The organism is Polaromonas sp. P1_G2 (assembly GCF_056405515.1).
The window spans coordinates 23315-46553 of the sequence record NZ_JBFUBY010000004.1 but is presented as its reverse complement, the minus strand read 5'-3'; the positions used below and the strand labels follow the sequence as shown (position 1 = coordinate 46553).

Sequence of the window (23239 nt, the reverse complement as noted above, 5' to 3'; positions counted from 1 at the left end):
CATCAGCCCAGTTTTTTCTTCAGCAACTCGTTGACCTGCGCCGGGTTGGCCTTGCCCTTGGTGGCTTTCATGGCCTGGCCGACCAGCGCGTTCATGGCCTTGGTATTGCCGCCGCGCACCTCTTCGACGTTTTTGGCGTTGGCGGCCAGCACGTCGTCGATGATCTTCTCAAGCTCGCCGGTGTCGCTCATCTGCTTGAGGCCCTTGGCCTCGATGACGGCGTCTACGTCCGTGCCTTCGCCCGTCCACAGTGCGTCGAACACCTGCTTCGCAGCGTTGTTGGAGATCGTGCCGTCGGCGATGCGGCCTATCAGTGCGGCCAACTGACCAGCGCTGACGGTCGACGCCTYGATCGATTTTTCCTCGATGTTCAGGCGCCGCGACAGCTCGCCCATGACCCAGTTGCTGGCCAGCTTGGCTTGCTGGCTGGCCTCGGCCACGGCTTCAAAAAATGCGGCGGTCGCCTTGCTTTGCGTGAGCTGGCCGGCGTCGTATTCGGACAGCCCRTAGTCCTTGACGAAACGCGCCGCCATCACGCGCGGCAGCTCGGACATTTCCGAACGTGTTTTTTCCACCCAGTCGCGCGCGATCACCAGCGGCGGCAAATCGGGGTCGGGGAAATAGCGGTAGTCGGCCGCGTCTTCCTTGGTGCGCATGCTGCGCGTTTCGCCGGTATCCGGGTCGAACAGCACGGTGGCCTGCTGGATGGCGTGGCCGTCCTCCAACTGCGCGATCTGCCAGCGTACCTCGTAGTCGATGGCCTGCTGCATGAAGCGAAAGCTGTTCAGGTTCTTGATTTCGCGGCGCGTGCCCAGTGGCTCGCCCGGCTTGCGCACCGAGACGTTGGCGTCGCAGCGGAAGCTGCCTTCCTGCATGTTGCCGTCGCAAATACCGATCCAGGTGACGATCTTGTGCAGTTCTTTGGCATAGGCCACGGCCTCGGCCGTGGAGCGCATGTCGGGCTCGGTCACGATCTCCAGCAGCGGCGTGCCGGCGCGGTTCAGGTCTATGCCGCTCATGCCGATGAAGTCCTCGTGCAGCGACTTGCCGGCGTCTTCCTCGAGGTGGGCGCGCACCAGGCGCACCGAGCGTTTTTCGCCGTCGAGGAAAAACTCGACGACACCGCCTTGCACCACGGGGATTTCAAACTGGCTGATCTGGTAGCCCTTGGGCAGGTCGGGGTAGAAGTAGTTCTTGCGCGCGAACACGCTGTGTTCGGCGATGTGCGCGTTGACAGCCAGGCCGAACTCGATGGCGCGCTGCACCGCGCCCTTGTTCATCACCGGCAGCGCGCCGGGCAGGGCGAAGTCCACGGCGGAGGCCTGCGTGTTCGGCTCGGCGCCGAAGGCGGTGGAGGCGCGGCTGAAGATTTTCGATTGTGTGGTGAGCTGCGTGTGGGTCTCAAAGCCGATGATGACTTCGTAGCCCTGCACCAGCGGCCCGGTGGGGCGGCCGGCCTGCATTTCGGCGAAGGGGTTGACGGTGGGTTGGGTCTGGCTCATGTCAAATCACTTAAAGGCTTGGGGGCTGGCGCAGGTGCCAGTCGGTCGCGAGCTGGAACTGGTGGGCCGCGCCCAGCAGCTGCGCTTCCTTGAAGTAGTTGCCGATGTCGCACTGCGTGAAGGCGGTCTGGAAATCCTGCGCGATCAGGCGGCGAATTTTCTGCGCCTTGAGGTAGTAGGCGTCGTAGTAGCCGTGCGACAGCACATAGGTGCCGATCATGATGCGGCGCGTGGCCTCGTCGCCGAAGCCTTCGCTGCGCGACTTTTTGTACATGTCGTCGAGGTTGGTGTAGTGCGCTGCGCGGTGTCCGTAGCGCACGCCGTCAAAGCGGCTCAGGTTGCTGCTGGCCTCGGCCGGCGCGATGACGTAGTACACCGGGATCGACAGCTCGGTCAGCGGCAGGCTCACGTCCACCAGCGTGGCGCCCAGCTTTTCATACTCGGCCAGCGCGCCGCGCACGGCGGCCAGCACGTCGGGTGCGCAGCCGGCGCCGAAGAACTGCGTGGGCAGGCCTATGCGCAGGCCCTTGAGCGGCTTGTCGCCGGCGGCGGCGGGGCGCGCGGCGAGCAGGTCCGCCGCGTAGTCGGCGGCGGGCAGGTCCAGCGAGGTCGAATCGCGGTCCGGGTCTGGCCCGGCCATGGCCGACAGCAGCAGCGCGCAATCAAGCGCGCTGCGCGCCATCGGGCCGGCCTGGTCCAGGCTGGAGGCGAAGGCCACCATGCCGTAGCGCGAGCAGCGGCCGTAAGTGGGTTTGATGCCGGTGATGCCGGTCAACGAGGCCGGCTGGCGTATCGAGCCGCCGGTGTCGGTGCCGGTGGCGGTGGGCACCAGGCGCGCGGCGACAGCGGCGGCCGAGCCGCCCGAGGAGCCGCCGGGAATGCGGCTCGTGTCCCAGGGGTTTTTCACCGGCTTGTAGGCGCTGTTGTCATTGCCCGAACCCATGGCGAATTCGTCGCAGTTGAGCTTGCCCAGTGTGACCATGCCGGCGCCCTGCGGCCCCAGCTTGCCCACCACCGTGGCGTCAAACGGGCTGCGGTAGTTTTCCAGGATTTTCGAGCCGGCCGTCGTCGGGAAATCGCGCGTGACGAACACGTCCTTGTGCGCCAGCGGCACGCCCAGCAGCGGCGTGCGTTCGCCGGCGGCCAGGCGCGCATCGGCGGCCCTGGCCTGCGCCAGCGAGACGTCCGCGTCGGTGGCCAGGAAGGCGCCCAGGTTTTCGTGCTGGACGCGAGCCAGGAAGTGCTGCGTGGCTTCAACGCTGGAGACTTCGCGCGCGGCCAGTTTCGCGGCCAGCTGCGCGACGCTCAGGTCGTGCAGGGCGGTGTTTTTCAGGGGGCTGCTCATTCGATCACCTTGGGCACGAGGAACAGGCCCATTTCCACGGCGGGCGCGCTCACCTGGCTGGCCTCGCGCTGGTTGGGTTCGCTGGCGATGTCCTCGCGCAGGCGCAGGGCGACTTCGCCGATCACGGCGGCTGGATGGGCCAATGGCTCCACCCCGTCGGTATTGATGGCGTTCATCTGCTCAACCAGGGCGAAAAAGCCGTTGAGTTGGGCCAGGGTGTGCTCGGTTTCGTCGGGACGCAATTCCAGCCGCGCCAGGTTGGCGACGCGGGCGATGTCTTGGGGTGTCAATGCCATGGGGTAGAGATGAAGGAAATACGGGAGAAAATAAACCAGAAAACAGGGGCTGAAACGAGGTGTAAAGCTCAAAAAACGGGCTTGCTAAAGCTATTGATCTATAGGGGATGCGTTATTATCCCGCCTTTGGTGTGAAATCAGGGTTGGATGCGGGCTTTAGGTGCTTTTTAGGTGCCAGAAGCAGATTTCAGAGCGCCTCTGGCCCAACTTCCCCATAATTGCTGATCAATAAAAAGGCGATGGAGCAACGAAGTTCGCTCATGCCCCAACTGGACCCCTGCATATGTTTGAAGCATTCCGTCGGTATTTTTCCACCGACCTGGCCATTGACCTTGGCACCGCCAACACCCTGATTTTCGTACGCGACCGAGGCATTGTGCTCGATGAGCCCTCCGTCGTCGCCATCCGCCACGAAGGCGGCCCCCAAGGCAAGAAGACCATCCAGGCTGTCGGCCATGAAGCCAAGGCCATGCTCGGCAAGGTGCCCGGCAACATCGAAGCCATCCGGCCGATGAAGGACGGCGTGATCGCCGACTTCACCGTGACCGAGCAGATGCTCAAGCAGTTCATCAAGATGGTGCACCCGCGCAGCCTGCTCAAGCCCAGCCCGCGCATCATCATCTGCGTGCCCTGCGGCTCCACCCAGGTCGAGCGCCGCGCGATTCGCGAAAGCGCCTTGGGCGCCGGCGCCAGCGACGTCTACCTGATTGAAGAACCCATGGCCGCGGCCATCGGCGCCGGCCTGCCGGTGTCGGAAGCCAGCGGCTCCATGGTCGTCGACATCGGCGGCGGCACCACCGAAGTCGGCGTGATCTCGCTGGGCGGCATGGTCTACAAGGGCAGCGTGCGCGTCGGCGGTGACCGCTTCGACGAAGCCATCATCAACTACATCCGCCGCAACTACGGCATGCTGATCGGCGAGCCGACGGCCGAGGCCATCAAGAAAAGCATCGGCTCGGCCTTCCCCGGCTCCGAAGTCAAGGAAATGGAAGTCAAGGGCCGCAACCTCTCCGAAGGCGTGCCGCGCAGCTTCACGATCTCCAGCAACGAAATCCTCGAAGCCCTGACCGACCCGCTTAACAACATCGTCAGCGCCGTGAAGAACGCGCTGGAGCAGACCCCTCCCGAACTGGGCGCGGACATCGCCGAGCGCGGCATGATGCTGACCGGCGGCGGCGCCTTGCTGCGCGACCTGGACCGCCTGCTGGCCGAGGAAACCGGCCTGCCTGTGCTGGTGGCCGAAGACCCGCTGACCTGCGTCGTGCGCGGTTGCGGGATCGCGCTGGAGCGCATGGATCGCCTGGGTTCCATCTTCACTTCGGAATAAGCGCAACGCCGTATCTCATGCCGCGCGCCGGCATGGAGCGGGGCCAGCTTGACAGCGAACCATGCCCTTAGGAACCCTTGACAGATCCCCGCCGCCCTTTTTCAAGCAGGGGCCGTCGGCGCTGTCCAAGCTGATGTTCTTCAGCGCCTTGTCGTTGTTCCTGATGGTCGCTGACACCCGTTTTCGCATCACCCAGCCGGTGCGCGCCGTGCTGGCCACCGCGCTGTACCCGGTGCAATGGCTGGCGCTGCAGCCGGTGCGCGCCGTCCGCGGCAGCGGCGAGTACTTCACCACCCTGAACCAGGCCAAAACCGCCAGCGACGAAGCCGGCAAGAAGCTGGCGCTTCAGTCGCTTCGCGCCGGCCAGGTAGAGCAGCTCCTCCAGGAAAACAACCGCTTGCGCAAGCTGCTGGGCCTGCGCGAGCAGCTCAACACACCGGTCATGGCCGCCGAGGTGCTGTATGACGCGGCCGACCCTTACACCCGAAAAGTGATCATCGACAAGGGTATGGCGCAGGGTGTGGACCTGGGCTCGCCGGTGCTGGACGAGTCCGGCGTGCTGGGGCAGGTCACGCGCGTGCACCCCCTGGTCAGCGAAGTCACCCTGCTGGTGGACCGCGACCTGGCCATTCCCGTACTCAACGTGCGCACCGGCGCGCGCAGCGTGGCCTATGGCGACCCCACCGTCTCCGGCAGCGGCCTGGAGTTGCGTTTCATGGGCAGCAACTCGGACGTGCAGCAGGGCGACCTGCTGACCACCAGCGGCGTGGACGGCGTCTACCCGGCCGGCCTGCCGGTGGCCAAGATCAGCCGCATCGAGCGGCGCGCCGAGTCGGCTTTCGCCAAGATTTTCTGCACGCCGCAAGCGCTGGTGACCGGCGCGCGGCACGTCATGGTGGTCAAGCCCGGCACGGGCCTGATCCCGCCGCGGCCCGAGCCCGACGCGCCTGAAGCCGCGCCCAAGAAGAAAGGGGCCGCTAAATGATCATGCGCTCCGGCCAGCAGCTGCTGCTGCCCGCCAACCCGGTGTTCATCTGGTGCAGCCTGATCGCGGCGCTGCTGCTGGACATGCTGCCCCTGGGCCGCGTGCCCTGGATGCCCGACTTCCTGGCGCTGGTGCTGGTGTTCTGGAACGTGCACCAGCCGCTGCGCGTGGGCATAGGCGTGGCCTTCATGTTCGGCCTGGGCATGGATGTGCACCAGTCCTCGCTGCTGGGCCAGCACGCGCTGTCGTATACGGCACTGAGCTTTTTCGCCACCATGATCCACCGCCGGCTGCTCTGGTTCACCGTGCCTTCGCAAGCCCTGCAGGTGCTGCCGCTGTTCGCCATGGCACACGGCGTGGAGCTCGTGATCCGCATGATAGGCGGCGGAATTTTCCCCGGATGGGTCATGCTGCTGGCGCCCTTGATCGAGGCGCTGCTGTGGCCCGTCGTGAGCGTGCTGCTGCTGGTGCCGCAGCGGCGAGCGCCTGACCCTGATCAGAACAGACCGCTGTAGATGTGGGCCCCCACGCTTTTCACTTCGTGTAATGCGCTGCCCCCCGAGGGGGCCGCTGCGCCTGCGGTCTGGCAAAGCCAGTCCCGCGGCCCCTGTTGGCCTGGGCGGCTCGCTTCGCATCGCCTTTGCTTTTCCGGGGGTAACCGCGCGTCTTGCGGGCACTTTGTGGCGGTTGTAGAGTCGGACCACCATGACTGAGTTGCGCAACGTTGAAGCCGACCTGTCGCGCTTTCGCGCGCGGGTGCTGGTGGCCAGCCTGGTGGTGTTGTGCGCGTTTGCCTTGCTGGCGGCGCGGCTGGTGTACCTGCAGGTGTACCGCCATGCCGACCTGAACGAACAGGCCGAGAGCAACCGCACGGCCATCGTGCCCATCGTGCCGAATCGCGGCCTGATCCTGGACCGCAACGGCATCGTGCTGGCGACCAACTATTCGGCCTACACGCTGGAGATCACGCCGTCCAAGGTCGCGAACCTCGAGGAAACCATTGCCGCGCTGGAAAAGGTGGTCGATATCCAGCTGCGCGACAAGCGGCGCTTCAAGCGCCTGCGCGAGGAGTCCAAGAATTTCGAGTCACTGCCCATACGCACCCGGCTGACGGACGAGGAAGTGGCGCGTTTCGCGGCGCAGCGCTTTCGCTTTCCTGGCGTCGACATCAAGGCCAGGCTGTTCCGCAGCTATCCCTACGGCGAACTCGGCAGCCATGTGGTCGGCTACATAGGCCGCATCAATCAGGCCGAGAAGGAAAACATCGAGGGCAGCGACGACGAGGGCAACTACCGCGGCACCGACTACATCGGCAAGCTCGGTGTCGAGCAAAGCTTCGAGCAGCAGCTGCACGGCACCACCGGCGTCGAACAGGTGGAGACCTCGGCCGGCGGGCGCGCGGTGCGCAAGCTGGCCAGCAACCCGGCCACGCCAGGCAACACGGTGATGCTGTCGCTCGATATCCGCCTGCAGAAGCTGGTGGAAGACATGTTCGGCGACCGGCGCGGCGCGCTGGTGGCGCTGGACCCGAAAACCGGCGACGTCCTGGCTTTTGTGAGCAAGCCGACCTTCGATCCCAACCTCTTCGTCGACGGCATAGACACCGAGAGCTGGCAGGCGCTCAACGAGTCCATCGACAAGCCGCTGCTCAACCGCGCGCTGCGCGGCACCTACCCGCCGGGCTCGACCTACAAACCTTTCATGGCCATGGCCGCGCTGCAGACCGGCAAGCGCTCGCCGACCTTCATCGTCAACGACAACGCCTCCTGGACTTTCGGCGGCCACACCTTCCGCAGCCACGGCGACATCGCGTTGGGCGCGGTCGACATGTACCGGTCCATCGTCAAGTCCAGCAATGTGTATTACTACTCGCTGGCCAATGAGCTCGGCGTGGACGCCATGCACGACTTCATGAAGCCGCTGGGTTTCGGCCAGATCACGGGTATCGACATCAACGGCGAGGTGCGCGGCGTGCTGCCCAGCCAGGAATGGAAGCGCAAGGCCTACAAGCGGCCCGAGCAGCAAAGGTGGTATCCCGGTGAAACGATTTCCCTGGGCATAGGCCAGGGCTACAACACCTTCACCATGCTGCAGCTGGCGCAGGCCACGGCGGCGCTGGCCAACGGCGGCGTCAAGCACAAGCCGCGCCTGGTCATCGGCACGCAGGACCCGGTCACGCGGGTGATGCACCCGCTGCAGGCCAGCCCGCCCGAGGACCTGGGCTACAAGCCGGAGAACGTGGCCATCGTGCGCAAGGCGCTGGTCGGCGTCACGCAGGAGGGCACCTCGGCGCGGGTGTTTGCCGGCGCGGGTTACCTCTCGGGCGGCAAGACCGGCACCGCCCAGRCCGTGACCATAGGCCAGAAAGACAAGTACAACAGCGCCAAGATGGAAGAGCACCAGCGCGACCACGCGGTGTACATGGCCTTCGCGCCGGCCGAGGACCCGAAGATCGCGCTAGCCGTGATCGTGGAAAACGCCGGCTGGGGCGCCGGCGTGGCAGCGCCCATCGCGCGCCGGGTATTTGACTACGTGCTGCTGGGCCAGTACCCCAGCGAAGAAGACATGGTGGCGGTGCAAAAAGGCCTGGCCGCCGCTCCCGTCGGCAAGCCGCGCCAGGCGGCCGAGATGGCCAGCCTGCTTTCAGCCCCGACCTCCGGGCCCACCACCGCCGCCGCAGCGGCGGCCGCCAAGGCCAAGGCAGCGGCCATCGCCGAAGCGCTCAGCAAGCTGGTCCCGCCCATGGCTGCGGCCGGCATCAATCCCGACTGAACTCCCGGCTGCCGGGCACCCCGGAAAACGACAGGCATAAAAAAAGCGCTGGGGTTACCAGCGCTTTTTGCAGCAGGGCATCTTGTGGAATGCCTTGTTGCCTGTGTGTACTTCTAATGGCTCTCTCGTGTCTCCWCGGCTCCTCGCGTTGCGAGCAGCAAGGCTCGTCAGCAAGTCGTCCAATGTAGCCCGCGCACTGACATAGTGCATTGGGGGTTTCCCGCCCCCGGGATTTTGCGGATGGGCGGCTACGGTCCCTGGTGCGGCGTGCCATAGCATGGCGCCCGGCGTGCACCGCGTATACGCATTTGCACTGAAAACCGCCCAAATCTTCCCTATTAAGTGCTGGCATGAGTTATGCCTGCTGCCTTCTGACTGTTACCAATTGTTGGCTGGCTGCAAGAAAGGCGGGCATGTATGCACCTGAAGAGTGTTATGGCGTGGGGCTTGTCGATCTGGATGGGCATAGCCTGCCAGCAGGCCATGGCGCAGGCGCCTGCCGCGCCGGCTGCCGCTCCCTCGGTGGCGGCTTCCGGCGTGGTTACCGAAGTTCCGGTGCCCGTTGCCGCTCCCGCGCCACCGCCGGCGGCTCTCGCGGCAGCGGCTGCGGTTTCGGTTCCCGCCGCACCGGCATCCGCCCCGCCGCCCGCGCCCCTGACCCGCCCGGGCCTGGTGGGGGCGGAGACCCTCAGCGGCGCCGACACCGCCTGGATGATGACCTCTACCGCACTGGTGCTGCTCATGACGCTGCCGGGCATCGCCCTTTTTTACGGCGGCATGGTGCGCAAAAAGAGCGTGCTCAACGTCATGGCCTGCGTTGTCGCCATTTGTGCGGTGGTAAGCCTCCTGTGGTTCGCCGTGGGGTATTCGATCGCTTTCACCCCCGGCAGCAGTGCCTGGGGCCACTACTTCGGCGGCACCGAGCGCTTCTGGTTCGCCGGGCTGGATTACGTGAAGGACGCGCAGAAGGTCGCGGTCAGCCACGTCGCGCCCAACATCCCGGAATCGGTCTATGCGATGTTCCAGCTGACCTTCGCCATCATCACGGCGGCGCTGGTGGTCGGTTCCTTCGTCGAACGCATGCGCTTTTCCGCCATGCTGATCTTCATGTCGCTGTGGACGGTCGCTGTGTATGCCCCCATCGCCCACTGGGTCTGGGAGCCCAACGGCTGGCTGGCCCGCATGGGCGCGCTGGATTTCGCCGGCGGCTCCGTGGTGCACATCAATGCCGGCATCGCCGGGCTGGTCTGCGCCTACGTGCTCGGGCCGCGCCACGGCTACGGCCGCGAGCCCTTCACACCCTTCAACCTGGGCCTGACCATGGCCGGCGCCGGCATGCTGTGGGTGGGCTGGTTCGGCTTCAACGCCGGTTCCGCGGTGGCTTCCGACGGCCGGGCGGGCCTGGCCATGGCGGTCACGCACATCGCGGCCGCGGCCGGCGCGCTGTCGTGGATGGCGGCCGAGTGGGCGGTGCGCGGCCGGCCCTCGCTGCTGGGCCTGTGCTCGGGCCTGGTGGCCGGCCTGGTCGCGATCACGCCGGCGGCCGGTTTTGTCTCGCCGCGCGCGGCGCTGGTGTTCGGCGTGGCCGCGGGGCTGGCCTGCTACTGGGGCGCCACCGGCCTGAAGCGCCTGCTCAACGCCGACGACTCGCTGGACGTGTTCGGCGTGCACGGGGTGGGCGGTATCGTCGGCTCACTGCTCACGGGCGTGTTCGCCAGCAAGGCGATTTCGGGCGCGGAAGGCAGTGTGCTGACGCAGGCCATAGGCGCGGGCGCGGTCATGCTGTACAGCCTGTTCATGACGGCGCTGGCTTTGTGGGTCACCTCGCTGGTCGTCAGCCTGCGCGTCAGCGAGGCCTCGGAGAGCGACGGCCTGGACATCACCCAGCATGCCGAACGCCTTGGCACCTGATGTGCCGGCATTCACTTTGAAGGACACACACCATGCCTTCCAGCGAAAAAATCGCCATCGCCGCCCATCTCCACGTGTTGCTGCGCCGCAAGACCGGCCGGGTGACCGACACCGAGTGGATGGCCGGCAACCTTGAGTACGCGGCCGAGATCGCGCGCTTTGCGCGCGAGAAGGCGGCCGAAGAGGGGCACCCCGACCTGGCCGTCTGGGCCGACAGGCTCGAGGAAATCATGGCCGTGCCCGACCCCAAGCCGCGCCTGCCGCTGGTCCAGCTGGTGTCGGAGGCGGTGAAGGAGCGCGCCGCACCCGCCATGGCGCCGCCGCCCCAGCCGGACCGCCAGAGCGCGCGCTCGATAGACACCGAGGAAGAGGTCTACCCGGAGTCCGGTTTTATCGAATCCACCTTTGGCGCGATCTTCGGCGAAGAGGGTCAGCGCGAGCGCAGGCACCGCGACCCGAACGCGCCGCGCTATGTGAAGGGGCTGCGCTGAATCTGTCGGCTTATTGCGCCGGCCGAGCTTCCCGTGCGCGGTTCAGGCTGTGCGCCAGCATGTTGCGGGTGCGCGCGCGGATATTGGCGCTGGCCTCGTCCGCGAAGGCCGCCACATAGGGGTGGCCGGCGTTGTCCGCCAGGATGCTGCGCCGCACCTGCTCCAGGCCGGTGTCGCAGGCGGCCAGAGCCGTGTCAGCGAGCACAAAGACGGACCGGGCCGCATCGTCCTTCAGCGGCAGCAGGGCCTTGTCCGCGCAGCGCTGGTAGTCGTTGATGGCGGCTGCCACTGGCGCGCGGGCGATCGACAGCGGGTCATGGCTGGCCCTGGGCGCCGAGCTGCAGGCGGGCAGGGCCAGGAGCAGGGCGGTGATCAGCGGAAAGGATGAGGGAAGCGGCTTCATGCGCCGCATTGTGTCATCGGCGCATGAACCCAGGCGGCAGGTGCCACGCAGCAAGGATGTAAGGAAAATCGATTAAGGGTAAGCACAACTGGCCTGCTGCAAACGCAAGCCTTAGCATGCAACTCAATAACCAAGGGGGAGCTTATGGCGCGCACTGCAATGACATCCACGGCATTGACCTTGGCCTTGGCGGCAAGCCTGCTGGGATCCGGTCCCGCGCTAGCCCAGGCCCCGGCTCCGGCCCAGCAGCTGGTGCTGGGCATCAGCGAAGGCACTTCGGGCGGCCTGGACCATGCCCAAGTGATTGCCAAATACCAGGGCCTGGCCGAGGTGATAGGCCGGGCCATGAAAGCCAAGGTCAGCGTGGTGTTCGCGCGCGAATTCAAGCAGCTTGAAGAAGGCATGCAGACCGGCCGTTTCGACCTGGTGATGGCCCGCCCCAGCGACTACCCGGCGCGCGGCATGCGCGACTACGGCTACAGCTACATCGCCAGCACCAAGCCCGACGGGCAGTGCTTCATCATCGCCCCCAAGGGATCCGAGCTGAAGACCATCAACGACGTCAAGGGCAAGCGCATCGCCCTGCCCGAGCAGATCGCCTACATGTCCCGCTTTTGCGCCGCCGAACTGCGTGACAAGGGCATCCTGGTGGACAAGGAAAACGTGCAGTTCGTGCGCGAACAGGCCGCCGTCGGTTTCTACCTGGACAACAAGTTCGCCGACGTGGGCGGCGTGGCCTCTTATTCGGGCATCGCCAAGAAATGGGAAAAAGACGGCGGCCGCATCATCCACAAGAGCGTGGCGCAGCCTTACTTCCCGATGGTGGCCCATAAGCGCATCAAGCCCGAGCAGCTCAAGGCCATCCAGGAGGAGCTGCTGGCCCTGCCCGGCAGCGATGCCGGCAAGGACGTGCTCAAACGCATCGGCGTCGAACAGTTCGACACCACGTCGGAAGCCCGCATGCGCGAGCTGCTCAAGTGGCTGAACATTTAGCCTAGCCAGGTCCAGTTTCCGGCGCGKCACCCAGCTGCCGCTGCTGTCTTCCTGGCCCGGCACGGGCCGCCGCCTTCCCTCGTCAACACCCTGCACCGCGCGCCGGCGTCAGCCGTGCCGCTGGCCGAGCCCGCTCAAACCCTAGGGTTTTCACTGAAAAAAAGCGGCCTCGCTTCGTTGCATTAGTTATCATTCATAACCATAATCGACCTCACTGAAAATCTCCAAATGACCCAAAAACACCTCCAACTCGAAATGCGCGGCGACGTTGCCGTGATCCGCCTGGCGCGCCCCGCCAAACGCAATGCGCTGGGCGACGCCCAGGTGCTGGCCCTGCGCGACCTGTTTGAAAACCTGCCCGCCGGCGCCCGCGCCGCCGTGCTGCACGGCGAAGGAGACCACTTCTGCGCGGGGCTCGACCTGGGTGAACTCCAGGAGCGCGACGCCAGCCAGGGCCTGCACCACTCGCGCATGTGGCATGCCGCGCTGGACCGCCTGCAGTACGGGCCCGTGCCGGTGATTGCCGCGCTGCACGGCGCCGTGGTCGGCGGCGGCCTGGAGCTGGCGAGCGCCTGCCACATCCGGGTGGCCGACGAGAGCACTTTTTACGCGCTGCCCGAAGGCTCGCGCGGCATCTTTGTCGGTGGCGGCGGCGCGGTGCGCATTCCCCGGCTGATAGGCGCGGCGCGCATGACCGACATGATGCTGACCGGCCGCGTCTACAACGCCCAGGACGGCGAACGTGTAGGCCTGGCGCAGTACCTGGTGCCGCAGGGGCAGGCGTTCGACAAGGCGCTCGAACTGGCGACCCGCGTGGCGACCAATGCGCCCTTGACCAACTATGCCCTGATGCATGCCTTGCCGCGCATCGCGGAACAGCCCGCGGACCAAGGCTTCTTTACCGAAGCATTAATGGCGGCGATCGCGCAAAGCGCGCCCGAGGCCAAGGGCCGCGTGAGGGACTTCCTGGACGGCAAGGCCGCCAAGGTGAAAAAAGACTGAGCGGCACCGGTGGGCCCGCGTGAGGGTCCGGCGGGAAAGAGACGAAAAGCCAAAGAGCCGAAAAGACAAAGAGACAGAAGAGACAACACCATCATGAGCGCCCTCAAATTCCGCCCCCTGCGCTTTGGCGTGACCCGTGCCGTCCTGCGCGAAGGCGCACCCGGCGTCGGCTACCTGCGTGCCGACCAGGACCTGAAAGATTACCCCGCCCGCATCACCGACCGGCTGCGGCATTGGGCGCAGGCCGCACCCGAACGCAGCTTCATGGCGCGGCGCGAAAAACTCGCGGACGGCACGACGGGCGATTGGTGCCACCTCAGCTACGCCCAGGCCTGGGCGGCGGCCCGCAGCATCGCCCAGGGATTGCTGGACCGCGGCCTGAGCGCCGAGCGGCCCGTGGTGATACTTTCCGAAAACGGCCTGGAGCACGCGCAGCTGGCGTTGGGCTGCCTCATGGCCGGCGTGCCCTTTGTGCCGGTGTCGCCGCCGTATTCGCTGGTCAGCCAGGATTACGACAAGCTGCGCCATGTGCTCAAGACCGTGACGCCGGGCCTGGTGTTTGCTGCCGATGCCGAGCGTTATGCCAAGGCCATCCAGGCCGCGGTGGAGCCCGGCGTCGAGGTGGTGCTGGCCGCCGGGCAGATGGAGGGGCGCGCCAGCACGCGCTTTGCGGACCTGGCCGCGACACCGGCGACAGCCGCGGTGGAGCGCGCCATGCAGGCCACCGGGCCGGACACCATCGTGAAGTTCCTGTTCACCAGCGGATCGACCAAGATGCCCAAGGCGGTGATCAACACCCAGCGCATGTGGTGCGCCAACCAGCAGCAGATGGCGCAGTCCATGCCGGTGCTGCAGGAGGAGCCGCTGGTGCTGGTCGACTGGCTGCCGTGGAACCACACCTTCGGCGGCAACCACAACTTCGGCATGGTGCTGTTCCACGGCGGAACGCTTTACATCGACGACGGCAAGCCCACGCCGGCGCTGATGCACGAGACGCTGCGCAACCTGCGCGAGATCGCTCCCACGGTGTACTTCAACGTGCCGACCGGCTTTGAGGCCATCGCCCATGCCATGAAGACGGACGCGCAGCTGCGGCGCCAGCTGCTGTCGCGCGTGAAGATGTTTTTCTACGCGGGCGCCGCGCTGGCCCAGTCCGTCTGGGACAGCCTCTACGAGTCGCAGGAAAAGGAAATCGGGGAGCGCATTGTCATGGTGACCGGCCTGGGCATGACCGAGTCCGCGCCCTTTGCCATCTTCGTGACCAGCCCCGAGGTGAAGTCCGGTGACCTGGGCGTGCCCACGCCCGGCATGGAGCTCAAGCTGGTCGACATGCAGGGCAAGACCGAGGTGCGCTACAAGGGCCCCAACGTTTCCCCCGGCTACTGGCGCGCGCCGCAGGACACGGCGCAGGCCTTCGATGAAGACGGCTTCCTCTGCACCGGCGACGCCGTGAAGTGGATAGATGACGCGGACATCCACCGGGGCCTGAAGTTCGACGGCCGCATCGCCGAGGACTTCAAGCTCGCCACCGGAACCTTTGTCAGCGTCGGGCCCCTGCGCGCGAAGATCGTCGCCGCCGGTACGCCCTATGTGCAGGACGCGGTGCTCACCGGCATCAACCTCAAGGAGGTGGGCGCGCTGGTGTTCCCGACACAGGCCGTGCGCGCGCTGGCCGGGCTGCCGCCGGATGCGCCTTGGCGCCAGGTGCTCGACAGCGCGCCGGTGCTGGCGCATTTCCAGGAGGTGCTGGACCAGCTCGCCCTCTGTGCCACCGGCAGTGCCAGCTGCATCGCGCGCCTGCACCTGATGCATGAGCCGCCCTCTTTCGACAAGGGCGAGGTCACCGACAAAGGTTCCATCAACCAGCGCGCCGTCCTCACGCAGCGCGCGGCGCTGGTGGAAGCCTTGCACGGCGACACCGCCCATCCCGTCCTGAAACCACGCGCGCGCTGACACCCGACATACATATAGACACAGCAGGATTTGCATGCAGCACAAAGGATTTTTCTCTGCCTTCCAGGACGTCTGGATGCTCGACGGCGTAAGAACRCCCATGGTCGACTATTGCGGCGCCATCGGCCACGTGTCGCCCACCGACCTCGGCATCAAGGCCGCGCGCGCCGTGCTGCAGCGCTCGGGCGTCAGCGCCGGCCACATCGACTCGGTGATCGCCGGCAACATGGCCCCGGGCGACTTCGAACAATTCATGCTGCCGCGCCACATCGGCCTGTATGCCGGGGTGCCCGTGGAAGTGCCGGCCATCATGGTGCAGCGCATCTGCGGCACAGGCTTCGAGCTGTTCCGGCAGGCCGGCGAGCAGATCCAGAGCGGCGCGGCGAATGTGGCGCTGGTGGTCGGCGCCGAAAGCATGACGCGCAACCCGATCGCCGCCTTCGAGCACCGAACCGGCTTCAAGCTGGGCGCGCCGGTCGGCTTCAAGGACTTCATGTGGGAGGCTCTCAAGGATTCGGCCGCCGGCATCGACATGATCCAGACCGCGGAAAACCTTGCGAAGAAATACGGCATCACGCGTGAGGCGGTCGATGAATTTGCCTCCAGCTCGTTTGCGAAAGCGGTGGCGGCGCGGGAGGCGGGGTTTCACGCCGGTGAAATCGTGCCGGTGGTCACCGAGGCGTTTGAGCTTCCCGGCTATGCCGCGCGCGGCATACGCCTGCAGGGCAAGGCCACGGAAGTCGCGCAGGACACCCACGCGCGGCTGTCCCCCGTCGAGGTGCTGGCCAAACTCAGGGCGGTCCATGCCGGCGGGGTGCAGACCGGCGGCAACAGCGCTGCGCTGGTGGACGCGGCCGCGGCCGCCGTGGTGGCCTCCGGCGCCTACGTGAAAGCGCAGGGCGGCAAACCCCTCGCGCGCGTGGTGGCCGCCGCGGTGGTCGGTGTGCCGCCCGAGATCATGGGCATAGGCCCGGCCCCCGCGATCCGCCTGCTGCTGGAGCGCTGCGGCCTGACGCTGGACCAGGTCGGCCGTTTTGAAATCAACGAAGCCCAGGGCGCGCAGACGCTGGCGGTGGCCCGCGAGCTGGAACTGGACCTGGGCAAGCTCAATGTCAACGGCGGCGCCATCGCCATGGGCCATCCGCTGGCGGTCACCGGTGTGCGCCTCACCATCACCGTTGCGCGGGAAATGCGGCGGGCGGGCGTGCGCTACGGCATTGCCTCCGCCTGTGTGGGCGGCGGCCAGGGCATCGCGCTGCTGCTTGAAAACCCCGAGGCGGCGTGAGCCTGCCCCAACAGATTCCGGAACACTGACATGAACATTCAAGGACTCGCGGCATTGGTGACGGGCGGCGGCTCGGGGCTGGGCGAAGCTACCGCCCGGGAACTCGCGCGCCTGGGCGGCAAGGTCGCCGTGCTGGACATCAACTTGGCCAATGCGGAAAAGGTCGCCGAAAGCATACGCGCGGCCCATGGCGCCGACGCCGCACTGGCTTGCCACTGCGACATCACCGACAGCGCCAGCATGCAGGCCGCGCTGGACAAGGCTGCCGCCGCGCACGGCCCGGCGCGCATCCTGATGAACATCGCCGGCATCGGTTCGGCAAAACGTGTGGTGGCCAAAGACGGCAGCCCTGCGCCGCTGGAGGACTTTGCCAAGGTCATCACCATCAACCTGGTGGGCACCTACAACGCGAGCCGCCTGTTTGCAGCAGCCTGCGCCAAACTGCTCCCGCTGGAGGACGGCCAGCGTGGCGTCATGATGTTCACCGCGTCGGTCGCCGCCTTCGACGGCCAGGTCGGGCAGCAGGCTTATAGCGCCTCCAAGGCCGGGCTGGCCGGCATGACGCTGCCCATGGCGCGCGACCTCGCGCAGCACGGCATCCGCGTCTGCACGGTGGCGCCCGGCCTGTTCGCCACGCCCCTGATGGCGCAATTGCCCGAAGCCGTCCAGGCTTCGCTGGCCGCCAGCATTCCCTTTCCGCCGCGCCTGGGCAAGCCCGAAGAGTTCGCGCAACTGGCCGTGCATATTGTCAACAACGACCACCTGAACGGCGAAGTGATCCGCCTGGACGGTGCGCTGCGCATGGCGCCAAGGTGAGCCCCATGGAAAAAACCGTGGTCTATGAAGTGAAGGTCGCGTTCGGCGACTGCGATCCCGCGGGGATCGTGTTTTTCCCCAACTTCTCACGCTGGATGGACGCCGCCTCGCTGAATTTTTTCGCCGCATGCGGCGTGCCGCCCTGGCGGGAGCTGGTCAAGACCACCGGCATCGTCGGCACGCCCCTGCTGGAGATCAACACCCGCTTCAGCCAGCCCGCCACCTACGGCGAAACGCTGAGCATCCACACCAGCGTGCAGGAGTGGCGGGACAAGGTGTTTATCCAGAAACACGTGATCCGGCGCGGTGAGGACCTGATCTGCGAGGGCTTGGAAACCCGCGCCTTCTGCATACGCCATCCCGACAAACCGGACCGTATGAAGGCAATAGCCGTGCCCCCCGACATCCGCGGCCAATGCAGTTGAGCGGGCGCAGCTGACGCGCCCGGGGTGCACGGCCCCTGGTGCTTCTTGGATTTTGCTTTTCGACCCGTGGACTTAACTACTACAAGGAGACATCTCATGCAAACACGTCGTCATTTCGTACAGGGCGCCGCGGCGCTCTCGGCGGCCGCCCTCGCGCCTTTCCCGGCGCTGGCGCGGGCGCTCGAACAGGTCAAGATCCTCTACGGCTTTCCGGCCGGCAGCGCGGGCGACATCTGCGCGCGCCGTGTGGGCGACCGTTTCGGCGGCACCGCCTATTCCAAAAATAACGGCATCGTCGAAACCAAGACCGGCGCCGGCGGGCGTATCGCGCTGGAGTTGCTCAAGACGGCGCCGGCGGACGGCTCCGTGCTGGCGATGACGCCGTTCTCCTGCCTGTCGCTGTACCCGCACATCTACAAAAAGCTGTCCTACGACCCCTCGGATTTCGTCGCGGTGGGGACCGCCTCCATGATCCACCATGGGCTGGCCGTCGGGCCGCTGGTGCCGGCCTCGGTCAAGACCGTGCATGACTTTCTCGGCTGGGCCCGGGCCAACCCGAAGGATGCCAGCTACGGCTCGCCCGCCGCCGGGTCGACCCCGCACTTCATCGGCGCCTTGCTGGGCCTGAACAACCAGGTGGAGCTCAAGCACGTGCCCTACCGCGGCTCGGTGCCCGGCGTGACGGATGTGGTCGGCGGCCAGCTCGCCGCGATGGTCACGCCTCACGGCGATTTCATCCCCAACCACAAGGCCGGCAAGCTGCGCATCCTGGCCACCTCGGGAAAGCAGCGCTCGCCCTTCGTGCCTGAAGTGCCAACCTTCGCCGAGCAGGGTTTTGCCGACCTGACGGTGGAGGAGTGGTTCGGTTTCTACGCACCCGCGAAAACGCCCGCCGACATGGTGGCCGCGGCCAACGCCGCCATCAATGCCGCCATCCGCGACAAATCCGTCATCGATTCGCTCACGGTGGTCGGGCTGATTCCCTACGGCGGCACCGCGGACGACATGGCGTTCAGCCAGAAGCGCGAGTTTGATCGCTGGGGCCCGCTGATCAAAAAAGTCGGCTTCACCGCGGAATCCTGATACCCCGGCCCTGGCGGGCCGGTCCGGGCGGCATTGGCATAATCGGGGCTAGCCTGGCATCATGCCTGTGCAGCAGCGTTGCCAGATAACGAAAGCGCCCTGATCCCTTATGCCCGCGTCGCCCAAACCCGCTCCGGCGGTAGAGGAGGTTGATACCTCCTATCTCGAAACCTTGATGGGCTACAACGCCACGCGCGCCTCCCTCAAGGTCATTGAATTGTTCAGCAAGCGCATGGCGRTCTACGACCTCCGGCATGTGGATTTTTCGATCCTGTCCTTGATCACGCACAACCCCGGCATCACCTCGCGCCAGCTGTGCGGCGCGCTGAGCATCCTGCCGCCCAATCTCGTCGGGAAAATCGTCGCGCTGGAAAAGCGCGAGCTAGTGCACCGCAGGCCGCACCCGCAGGACGGCCGTGCCGTGGGGCTTTACCTGACCGATGCGGGCCAGGCCTTGATGCGCGAAGCGGAAGGCACCGCCGTCAGCCTTGAAACAGAAGCGACCCAGCGCCTGAGCCCGACGGAAAAGAAGACGCTGATGCGCCTTCTGCAAAAAATCTACCGCTGAAGCACATCGGGCCCCCGGCGGCCCTTGCTCAGATTCCGGCCTGGATCCAGGCCGCCGCTTTTTCCGCGATCATCAGCGTCGGCGAGTTGGTGTTGCCGCTGGTGATCAGCGGCATTACGCCGGCATCGACCACGCGCAGGCCGCGAATGCCGCGCACCTTGAGGTGCGAATCCACCACCGCCATCGGGTCGTCCTCTTTGCCCATCTTCGTCGTGCCCACCGGGTGGAAGATGGTGGTGGCGATATCGCCGGCCAGCCGCGTGAGTTCCTCGTCGGTCTGGAACTGCACGCCGGGTTTGTACTCCTCGGGCTGGTATTTGGCTAGCGCGCTCTGGCCCACGATGTTGCGCGTCACGCGCAGCGAATCGGCCGCCACCTTGCGGTCTTCCGCCGTGCTCAGGTAGTTGGGCGCAATCGCCGGCGCATCCTCGAAGCGGCCGCTCTTGATGTGCACCGTGCCCCGGCTGGTCGGGTTGAGGTTGCAGACACTGGCGGTGAAGGCGTTGAAACCGTGCAGCGGCTCGCCGAAAGCCTCGAGCGACAGCGGCTGCACGTGGTACTCGATGTTGGGATAGGGCTGGTCGGGTGAGCTGCGCGTGAACGCGCCCAGCTGCGAGGGCGCCATGCTCATAGGCCCGGTCTGGCGCAGTGCGTATTCCAGCCCGATGCGGGCCTTGCCCCAGAGCGTGTTGGCCATGGTGTTGAGCGACAGGCCCCAGCGCTTGTCCCCCTGCACCTTGTAGACCGAGCGGATCTGCAGGTGGTCCTGCAGGTTGGCGCCCACGCCGGGCAGGTCTTGCAGCACCGGGATGCCGTGCTGTTGCAGCAGGGCCGCCGGGCCTATGCCCGAGAGCTGCAGGATTTGCGGCGACCCTATGCTGCCCGCGCAGAGGATGACCTCACCCATGTGCCCTGAGTCGCGCGTCGAATGCGCGGTTACGCGCTCATCGCCCGCCCACACTTCAACGCCTGTGCAGCGCTGGCTGCCGTCCGGCTGCGGCGTGACCACCAGCTTGCAGACCTGGGCGTTGTTCCAGAGTTCAAAGTTGGGGCGTGCATAACAGGCGGGCCGCAAAAAGGCTTTGGCGGTGTTCCAGCGCCAGCCGTTCTTCTGGTTGACTTCAAAGTAGCCCACGCCTTCGTTGTCGCCGCGGTTGAAGTCGCTGGTGGCCGGTATGCCGGCCTGCTGCGCGGCTTCGGCGAATGCGTCCAGGATGTCCCAGCGCAGGCGCTGCTTTTCCACGCGCCACTCGCCGCCGGAGTTGTGATGGCGCAGCAGCTTCTGGTAGGGCTGGCTCTTGTCCTGCATCAGCTCGGGCGCCGTTCCGCGCGCGCCGTGCATCGCGTCGGCGCCCTTGTGGTGGTCTTCGTGCAGCTTGAAATGCGGCAGGGAGTTTTCCCAGCGCCAGGCCATGTCTCCGGTCAGCTGCGCCCACTGGTCGTAGTCGCGCGCCTGGCCGCGCATGTAGATCATGCCGTTGATGCTGGAGCAGCCGCCCAGGGTCTTGCCGCGCGGGTAGCGCAGCGCCCGGCCGTTGAGGCCGGCGTCGGGCTCGGTGTTGTAAAGCCAGTCGGTGCGCGGGTTGCCTATGCAGTACAGGTAGCCCACCGGGATGTGAATCCAGTGGTAGTCGTCCTTGCGGCCTGCCTCGATCAGCAGCACCCGCTTGGACGCGTCGGCACTCAGGCGGTTGGCCAGCAGGCAGCCCGCCGTGCCGGCGCCGATGATGATGTAGTCAAAAACCTGGCTTTCGTCTTGCATGGGTGTCTTGTCTCTTTGTTCTAGGCGGTGTTTTTCGCGGAAGCCGGGTTGGCGGCAGCGGCCGAAACACGCTGCGTGGCCCCATCCTGCCAGCCCAGCCTAACGCGGGGCTGACCGCCGCAGCATGGCCGATTGTGGCACCCCCGGCGGCGCTTGATATCGCGCCGGAGGTGTTTTGAAGCCGCCAGCCCCCACCCCGCCCTCCCCCAGTGGGGGAGGGACCAAGAGCGCCGCGCAGATGAGGGCCGAGTCCTGGTGTAGGACCAAGGCGACAGCGGTTGGCGCACGGTCGGCAATGGTGTTTTCAGCAGTTACCATGCAACTTTGTGTTTCGTACATTGCAAACTGCCGGTTCGCGCCTGGCTTGACTGAATGCTTATGGAAGACTCCACGCCCCGCATCGAACAGCAGGACACGCCGCAAGGCCGGCTGTTTGTCGTGCAAGGTGCGTGGACGGCCGCCGGCCTCACCGGTGAGGCCGTGTGGGAAGCGCTGACCGTGCAGCTCCAGGGATTCGGCGGCGCCTCCTCTTCTCAGGCTGGCTGGAATCTTGAACAGGTCGGCAAACTCGACCACCTGGGCGCGCAGGTGCTGTGGAACCACTGGGGCCGTAACTGGCCGGCGCAGCTGCAGGCCGAGCCCAGCCAGCGCGCGGTGCTGGAAACCGTCGCCAAATTCAGCACCGACCCGCCCAAACCCCGAAAGACCGACTGGAGCGAACCCTTCATCCTGCTGGGCACCCGCGTGCTGCGGTTGCTGGACCACCTCAAGGGCCTGGTGCGCCTGATCGGGCAGCTGTTGCTGGACATCATCCGCCTGGTACGGCGTCCGCATGAAGGTCCCTGGCGCGACCTCTCGGGCCACTTGTTTCATATCGGCGCCACCGCGCTGCCGATCACCGCGCTGGTGGGCTTCCTGATCGGTGTGGTGCTGGCCTACCTGATCTCGCAGCAGCTGCGCCAGTTTGGCGCCGACGCCTTCATCGTCAACATCCTGGGCATCTCGCTGATCCGCGAACTCGGTCCGGTGCTGGCCGCCATCCTGATCGCCGGGCGCAGCGGCTCGGCCATTACCGCGCAGATCGGCGTGATGCGCGTCACCGAGGAACTCGATGCCATGCGCGTCATGGGCATCCCGCGCGGCTTTCGCCTGGTCATGCCACGCGCGCTGGCATTGGCGGTGGTGATGCCGCTGATCAGCGTCTGGACCACCATCGCCGCCTTGCTGGGCGGCATGCTGGCGGCCGACATTTCGATGGATGTCACACCGGCCTACTTCATCAATTCGCTGCCGGCCGCGGTCGACGTGGCCAACCTCTCGCTGGCCACAGCCAAGTCGGTGGTGTTCGGCGTGCTGATCGCGCTGATCGGCTGCCACTACGGCCTGCGCGTCAAGCCCAACACCGAAAGCCTGGGGCAGGGGACGACGGCCTCGGTGGTGACCTCCATCACCGTCGTGATCCTGGTCGATGCTCTGTTCGCCGTTCTCTTTAAAAGTGTCGGTATATGAGTGAAGCCATCGTCGACATCAAAAAACTTTGGACCGTGTTCCCCAACGGCGAGAAAAAAGCCGTGGTGCACAAGGACCTGGACCTCAGCGTGCAGCGCGGCGAGGTGCTGTCCCTGGTCGGCGGTTCGGGTACCGGCAAGACAGTGCTGCTGCGCCAGATGCTGGGCCTGGAGAAGCCGACGCAGGGCGAGATCACCGTGCTGGGCCGGCCGGCGGCCGAGCTCGGCAAGCAGGGCGCGGCCAGCCGCGTCGGCATGCTGTTTCAGCAGGGGGCGCTGTTCTCGGCCTTCACCGTGCTGGAGAACATCGCCTTTCCGCTGCGCGAACTCAAGACTTTGCCGCGCGCGCTGGTCCATGAGGCGGCCATGGTCAAGCTGCAGATGGTGGGCTTGGGCCCCGACGCGGCCGACAAGATGCCCAGCGACCTCTCGGGCGGCATGGTCAAGCGGGTGGCGCTGGCACGCGCCCTGATCATGGACCCGCCGCTGCTGCTGCTCGACGAGCCCACCGCCGGGCTGGACCCGGAAAGCTCCGACAGCTTCGTCTCGCTGCTGCGCTCACTGCACCGCGACATGGAACTCACGGTGGTGATGGTGACGCACGACCTGGACACGCTGTTCGAGCTCAGCACCCGCATCGCGGTGCTCGCCGAGCAGAAGGTCATCGTCAACGATGTGCCCAAGGAGGTGGTGGCTTTTCCGCACCCCTTCATCCACGAATTTTTCCTCGGCGAAAGGGGGCAGCGCGCGATGGAGTTACTGCGCGAGTATCCCTTTACTGTATGAGCACACATCCTCAATTTGAAGAGAGG

The 23239-nt window shown here is 66.1% G+C and carries 21 protein-coding genes; 16 read left to right on the top strand and 5 right to left on the bottom strand.

Features of this window, described 5'->3' with window-relative positions; all coding sequences use genetic code 11:
- Nucleotides 1-2: 2 nt before the first annotated feature.
- The 3 genes from gatB to gatC are packed head-to-tail and all read right to left on the bottom strand — an operon-like array spanning nt 3 to nt 3143.
- Nucleotides 3-1463, bottom strand: a complete 1461-nt coding sequence (gatB, locus tag AC1D0P_RS01060; protein ID WP_477675011.1) for an Asp-tRNA(Asn)/Glu-tRNA(Gln) amidotransferase subunit GatB — start codon at nt 1461-1463, stop codon at nt 3-5.
- 49 nt (nt 1464-1512) lie between these two features.
- A complete protein-coding gene (locus AC1D0P_RS01055; RefSeq protein WP_477674972.1) occupies nt 1513-2847 on the bottom strand; it encodes an amidase family protein in 1335 nt (444 codons plus the stop codon).
- Nucleotides 2844-3143 carry an Asp-tRNA(Asn)/Glu-tRNA(Gln) amidotransferase subunit GatC gene (gene gatC / locus AC1D0P_RS01050; protein ID WP_477674971.1) on the bottom strand — a complete coding sequence of 100 codons (300 nt, stop codon included), beginning with the start codon at nt 3141-3143 and terminating at the stop codon, nt 2844-2846. Before gatC ends, AC1D0P_RS01055 begins: the two co-directional genes overlap by 4 nt.
- Before the next feature lie 283 nt (nt 3144-3426).
- Between gatC and AC1D0P_RS01045 the strand changes: the two genes are divergently transcribed.
- The 6 genes from AC1D0P_RS01045 to AC1D0P_RS01020 all read left to right on the top strand — a co-directional run bounded on the left by AC1D0P_RS01045 (nt 3427) and on the right by AC1D0P_RS01020 (nt 10629).
- Nucleotides 3427-4470, top strand: coding sequence for a rod shape-determining protein (locus AC1D0P_RS01045; RefSeq protein ID WP_007872262.1), 1044 nt, complete (start codon nt 3427-3429; stop codon nt 4468-4470).
- Between the two features lie 61 nt (nt 4471-4531).
- Entirely contained in the window at nt 4532-5455 is a 924-nt protein-coding gene (gene mreC, locus AC1D0P_RS01040) for a rod shape-determining protein MreC (protein ID WP_477654324.1), read from the top strand.
- Nucleotides 5452-5970, top strand: a complete 519-nt coding sequence (gene mreD, locus AC1D0P_RS01035; protein WP_436155764.1) for a rod shape-determining protein MreD — start codon at nt 5452-5454, stop codon at nt 5968-5970. Before mreC ends, mreD begins: the two co-directional genes overlap by 4 nt.
- A 190-nt stretch (nt 5971-6160) precedes the next feature.
- A complete protein-coding gene (gene mrdA / locus AC1D0P_RS01030; protein ID WP_477674970.1) occupies nt 6161-8227 on the top strand; it encodes a penicillin-binding protein 2 in 2067 nt (688 codons plus the stop codon).
- Between the two features lie 417 nt (nt 8228-8644).
- Nucleotides 8645-10138, top strand: coding sequence for an ammonium transporter (locus AC1D0P_RS01025; RefSeq protein ID WP_477674969.1), 1494 nt, complete (start codon nt 8645-8647; stop codon nt 10136-10138).
- Between the two features lie 32 nt (nt 10139-10170).
- Nucleotides 10171-10629 carry a hypothetical protein gene (locus tag AC1D0P_RS01020; RefSeq protein ID WP_477674968.1) on the top strand — a complete coding sequence of 153 codons (459 nt, stop codon included), beginning with the start codon at nt 10171-10173 and terminating at the stop codon, nt 10627-10629.
- 10 nt (nt 10630-10639) lie between these two features.
- On the opposite strand, the gene AC1D0P_RS01015 is transcribed toward AC1D0P_RS01020, so the two are convergent.
- Entirely contained in the window at nt 10640-11032 is a 393-nt protein-coding gene (locus AC1D0P_RS01015) for a hypothetical protein (RefSeq protein WP_477674967.1), read from the bottom strand.
- A gap of 159 nt (nt 11033-11191) precedes the next feature.
- Here AC1D0P_RS01015 and AC1D0P_RS01010 point away from each other — a divergent pair, with 159 nt between their 5' ends.
- From AC1D0P_RS01010 to AC1D0P_RS00975, 8 genes are all read left to right on the top strand, one after another.
- Nucleotides 11192-12025, top strand: coding sequence for a phosphate/phosphite/phosphonate ABC transporter substrate-binding protein (locus AC1D0P_RS01010; RefSeq protein ID WP_477674966.1), 834 nt, complete (start codon nt 11192-11194; stop codon nt 12023-12025).
- Between the two features lie 228 nt (nt 12026-12253).
- A complete protein-coding gene (locus AC1D0P_RS01005; RefSeq protein ID WP_477674965.1) occupies nt 12254-13027 on the top strand; it encodes a crotonase/enoyl-CoA hydratase family protein in 774 nt (257 codons plus the stop codon).
- A gap of 93 nt (nt 13028-13120) precedes the next feature.
- Nucleotides 13121-14980, top strand: coding sequence for a feruloyl-CoA synthase (locus tag AC1D0P_RS01000; RefSeq protein WP_477674964.1), 1860 nt, complete (start codon nt 13121-13123; stop codon nt 14978-14980).
- A gap of 34 nt (nt 14981-15014) precedes the next feature.
- Nucleotides 15015-16265: a thiolase family protein gene (locus AC1D0P_RS00995; RefSeq protein ID WP_477674963.1), complete on the top strand. Its 1251-nt coding sequence runs from the start codon at nt 15015-15017 to the stop codon at nt 16263-16265.
- A gap of 30 nt (nt 16266-16295) precedes the next feature.
- Nucleotides 16296-17081 (top strand): SDR family NAD(P)-dependent oxidoreductase, encoded by a 786-nt coding sequence (locus AC1D0P_RS00990; RefSeq protein ID WP_477674962.1) that lies wholly within the window; start codon nt 16296-16298, stop codon nt 17079-17081.
- Nucleotides 17082-17086: 5 nt separating this feature from the next.
- Complete coding sequence (locus tag AC1D0P_RS00985; RefSeq protein WP_477674961.1) at nt 17087-17506, top strand: acyl-CoA thioesterase; 420 nt, start codon at nt 17087-17089, stop codon at nt 17504-17506.
- 96 nt (nt 17507-17602) lie between these two features.
- Entirely contained in the window at nt 17603-18589 is a 987-nt protein-coding gene (locus AC1D0P_RS00980) for a Bug family tripartite tricarboxylate transporter substrate binding protein (protein WP_477674960.1), read from the top strand.
- Between the two features lie 109 nt (nt 18590-18698).
- Nucleotides 18699-19157 (top strand): MarR family winged helix-turn-helix transcriptional regulator, encoded by a 459-nt coding sequence (locus AC1D0P_RS00975; protein WP_477674959.1) that lies wholly within the window; start codon nt 18699-18701, stop codon nt 19155-19157.
- A gap of 28 nt (nt 19158-19185) precedes the next feature.
- Here the strand turns inward: AC1D0P_RS00975 and AC1D0P_RS00970 are convergent, their stop codons facing one another.
- Nucleotides 19186-20919: a GMC family oxidoreductase gene (locus tag AC1D0P_RS00970; protein WP_477674958.1), complete on the bottom strand. Its 1734-nt coding sequence runs from the start codon at nt 20917-20919 to the stop codon at nt 19186-19188.
- Between the two features lie 372 nt (nt 20920-21291).
- Between AC1D0P_RS00970 and AC1D0P_RS00965 the strand changes: the two genes are divergently transcribed.
- Both AC1D0P_RS00965 and AC1D0P_RS00960 read left to right on the top strand, forming a co-directional pair.
- Nucleotides 21292-22428, top strand: coding sequence for an MlaE family ABC transporter permease (locus AC1D0P_RS00965; RefSeq protein WP_477674957.1), 1137 nt, complete (start codon nt 21292-21294; stop codon nt 22426-22428).
- Nucleotides 22425-23213 (top strand): ABC transporter ATP-binding protein, encoded by a 789-nt coding sequence (locus tag AC1D0P_RS00960; RefSeq protein WP_477674956.1) that lies wholly within the window; start codon nt 22425-22427, stop codon nt 23211-23213. Before AC1D0P_RS00965 ends, AC1D0P_RS00960 begins: the two co-directional genes overlap by 4 nt.
- Nucleotides 23214-23239 lie beyond the last annotated feature (26 nt).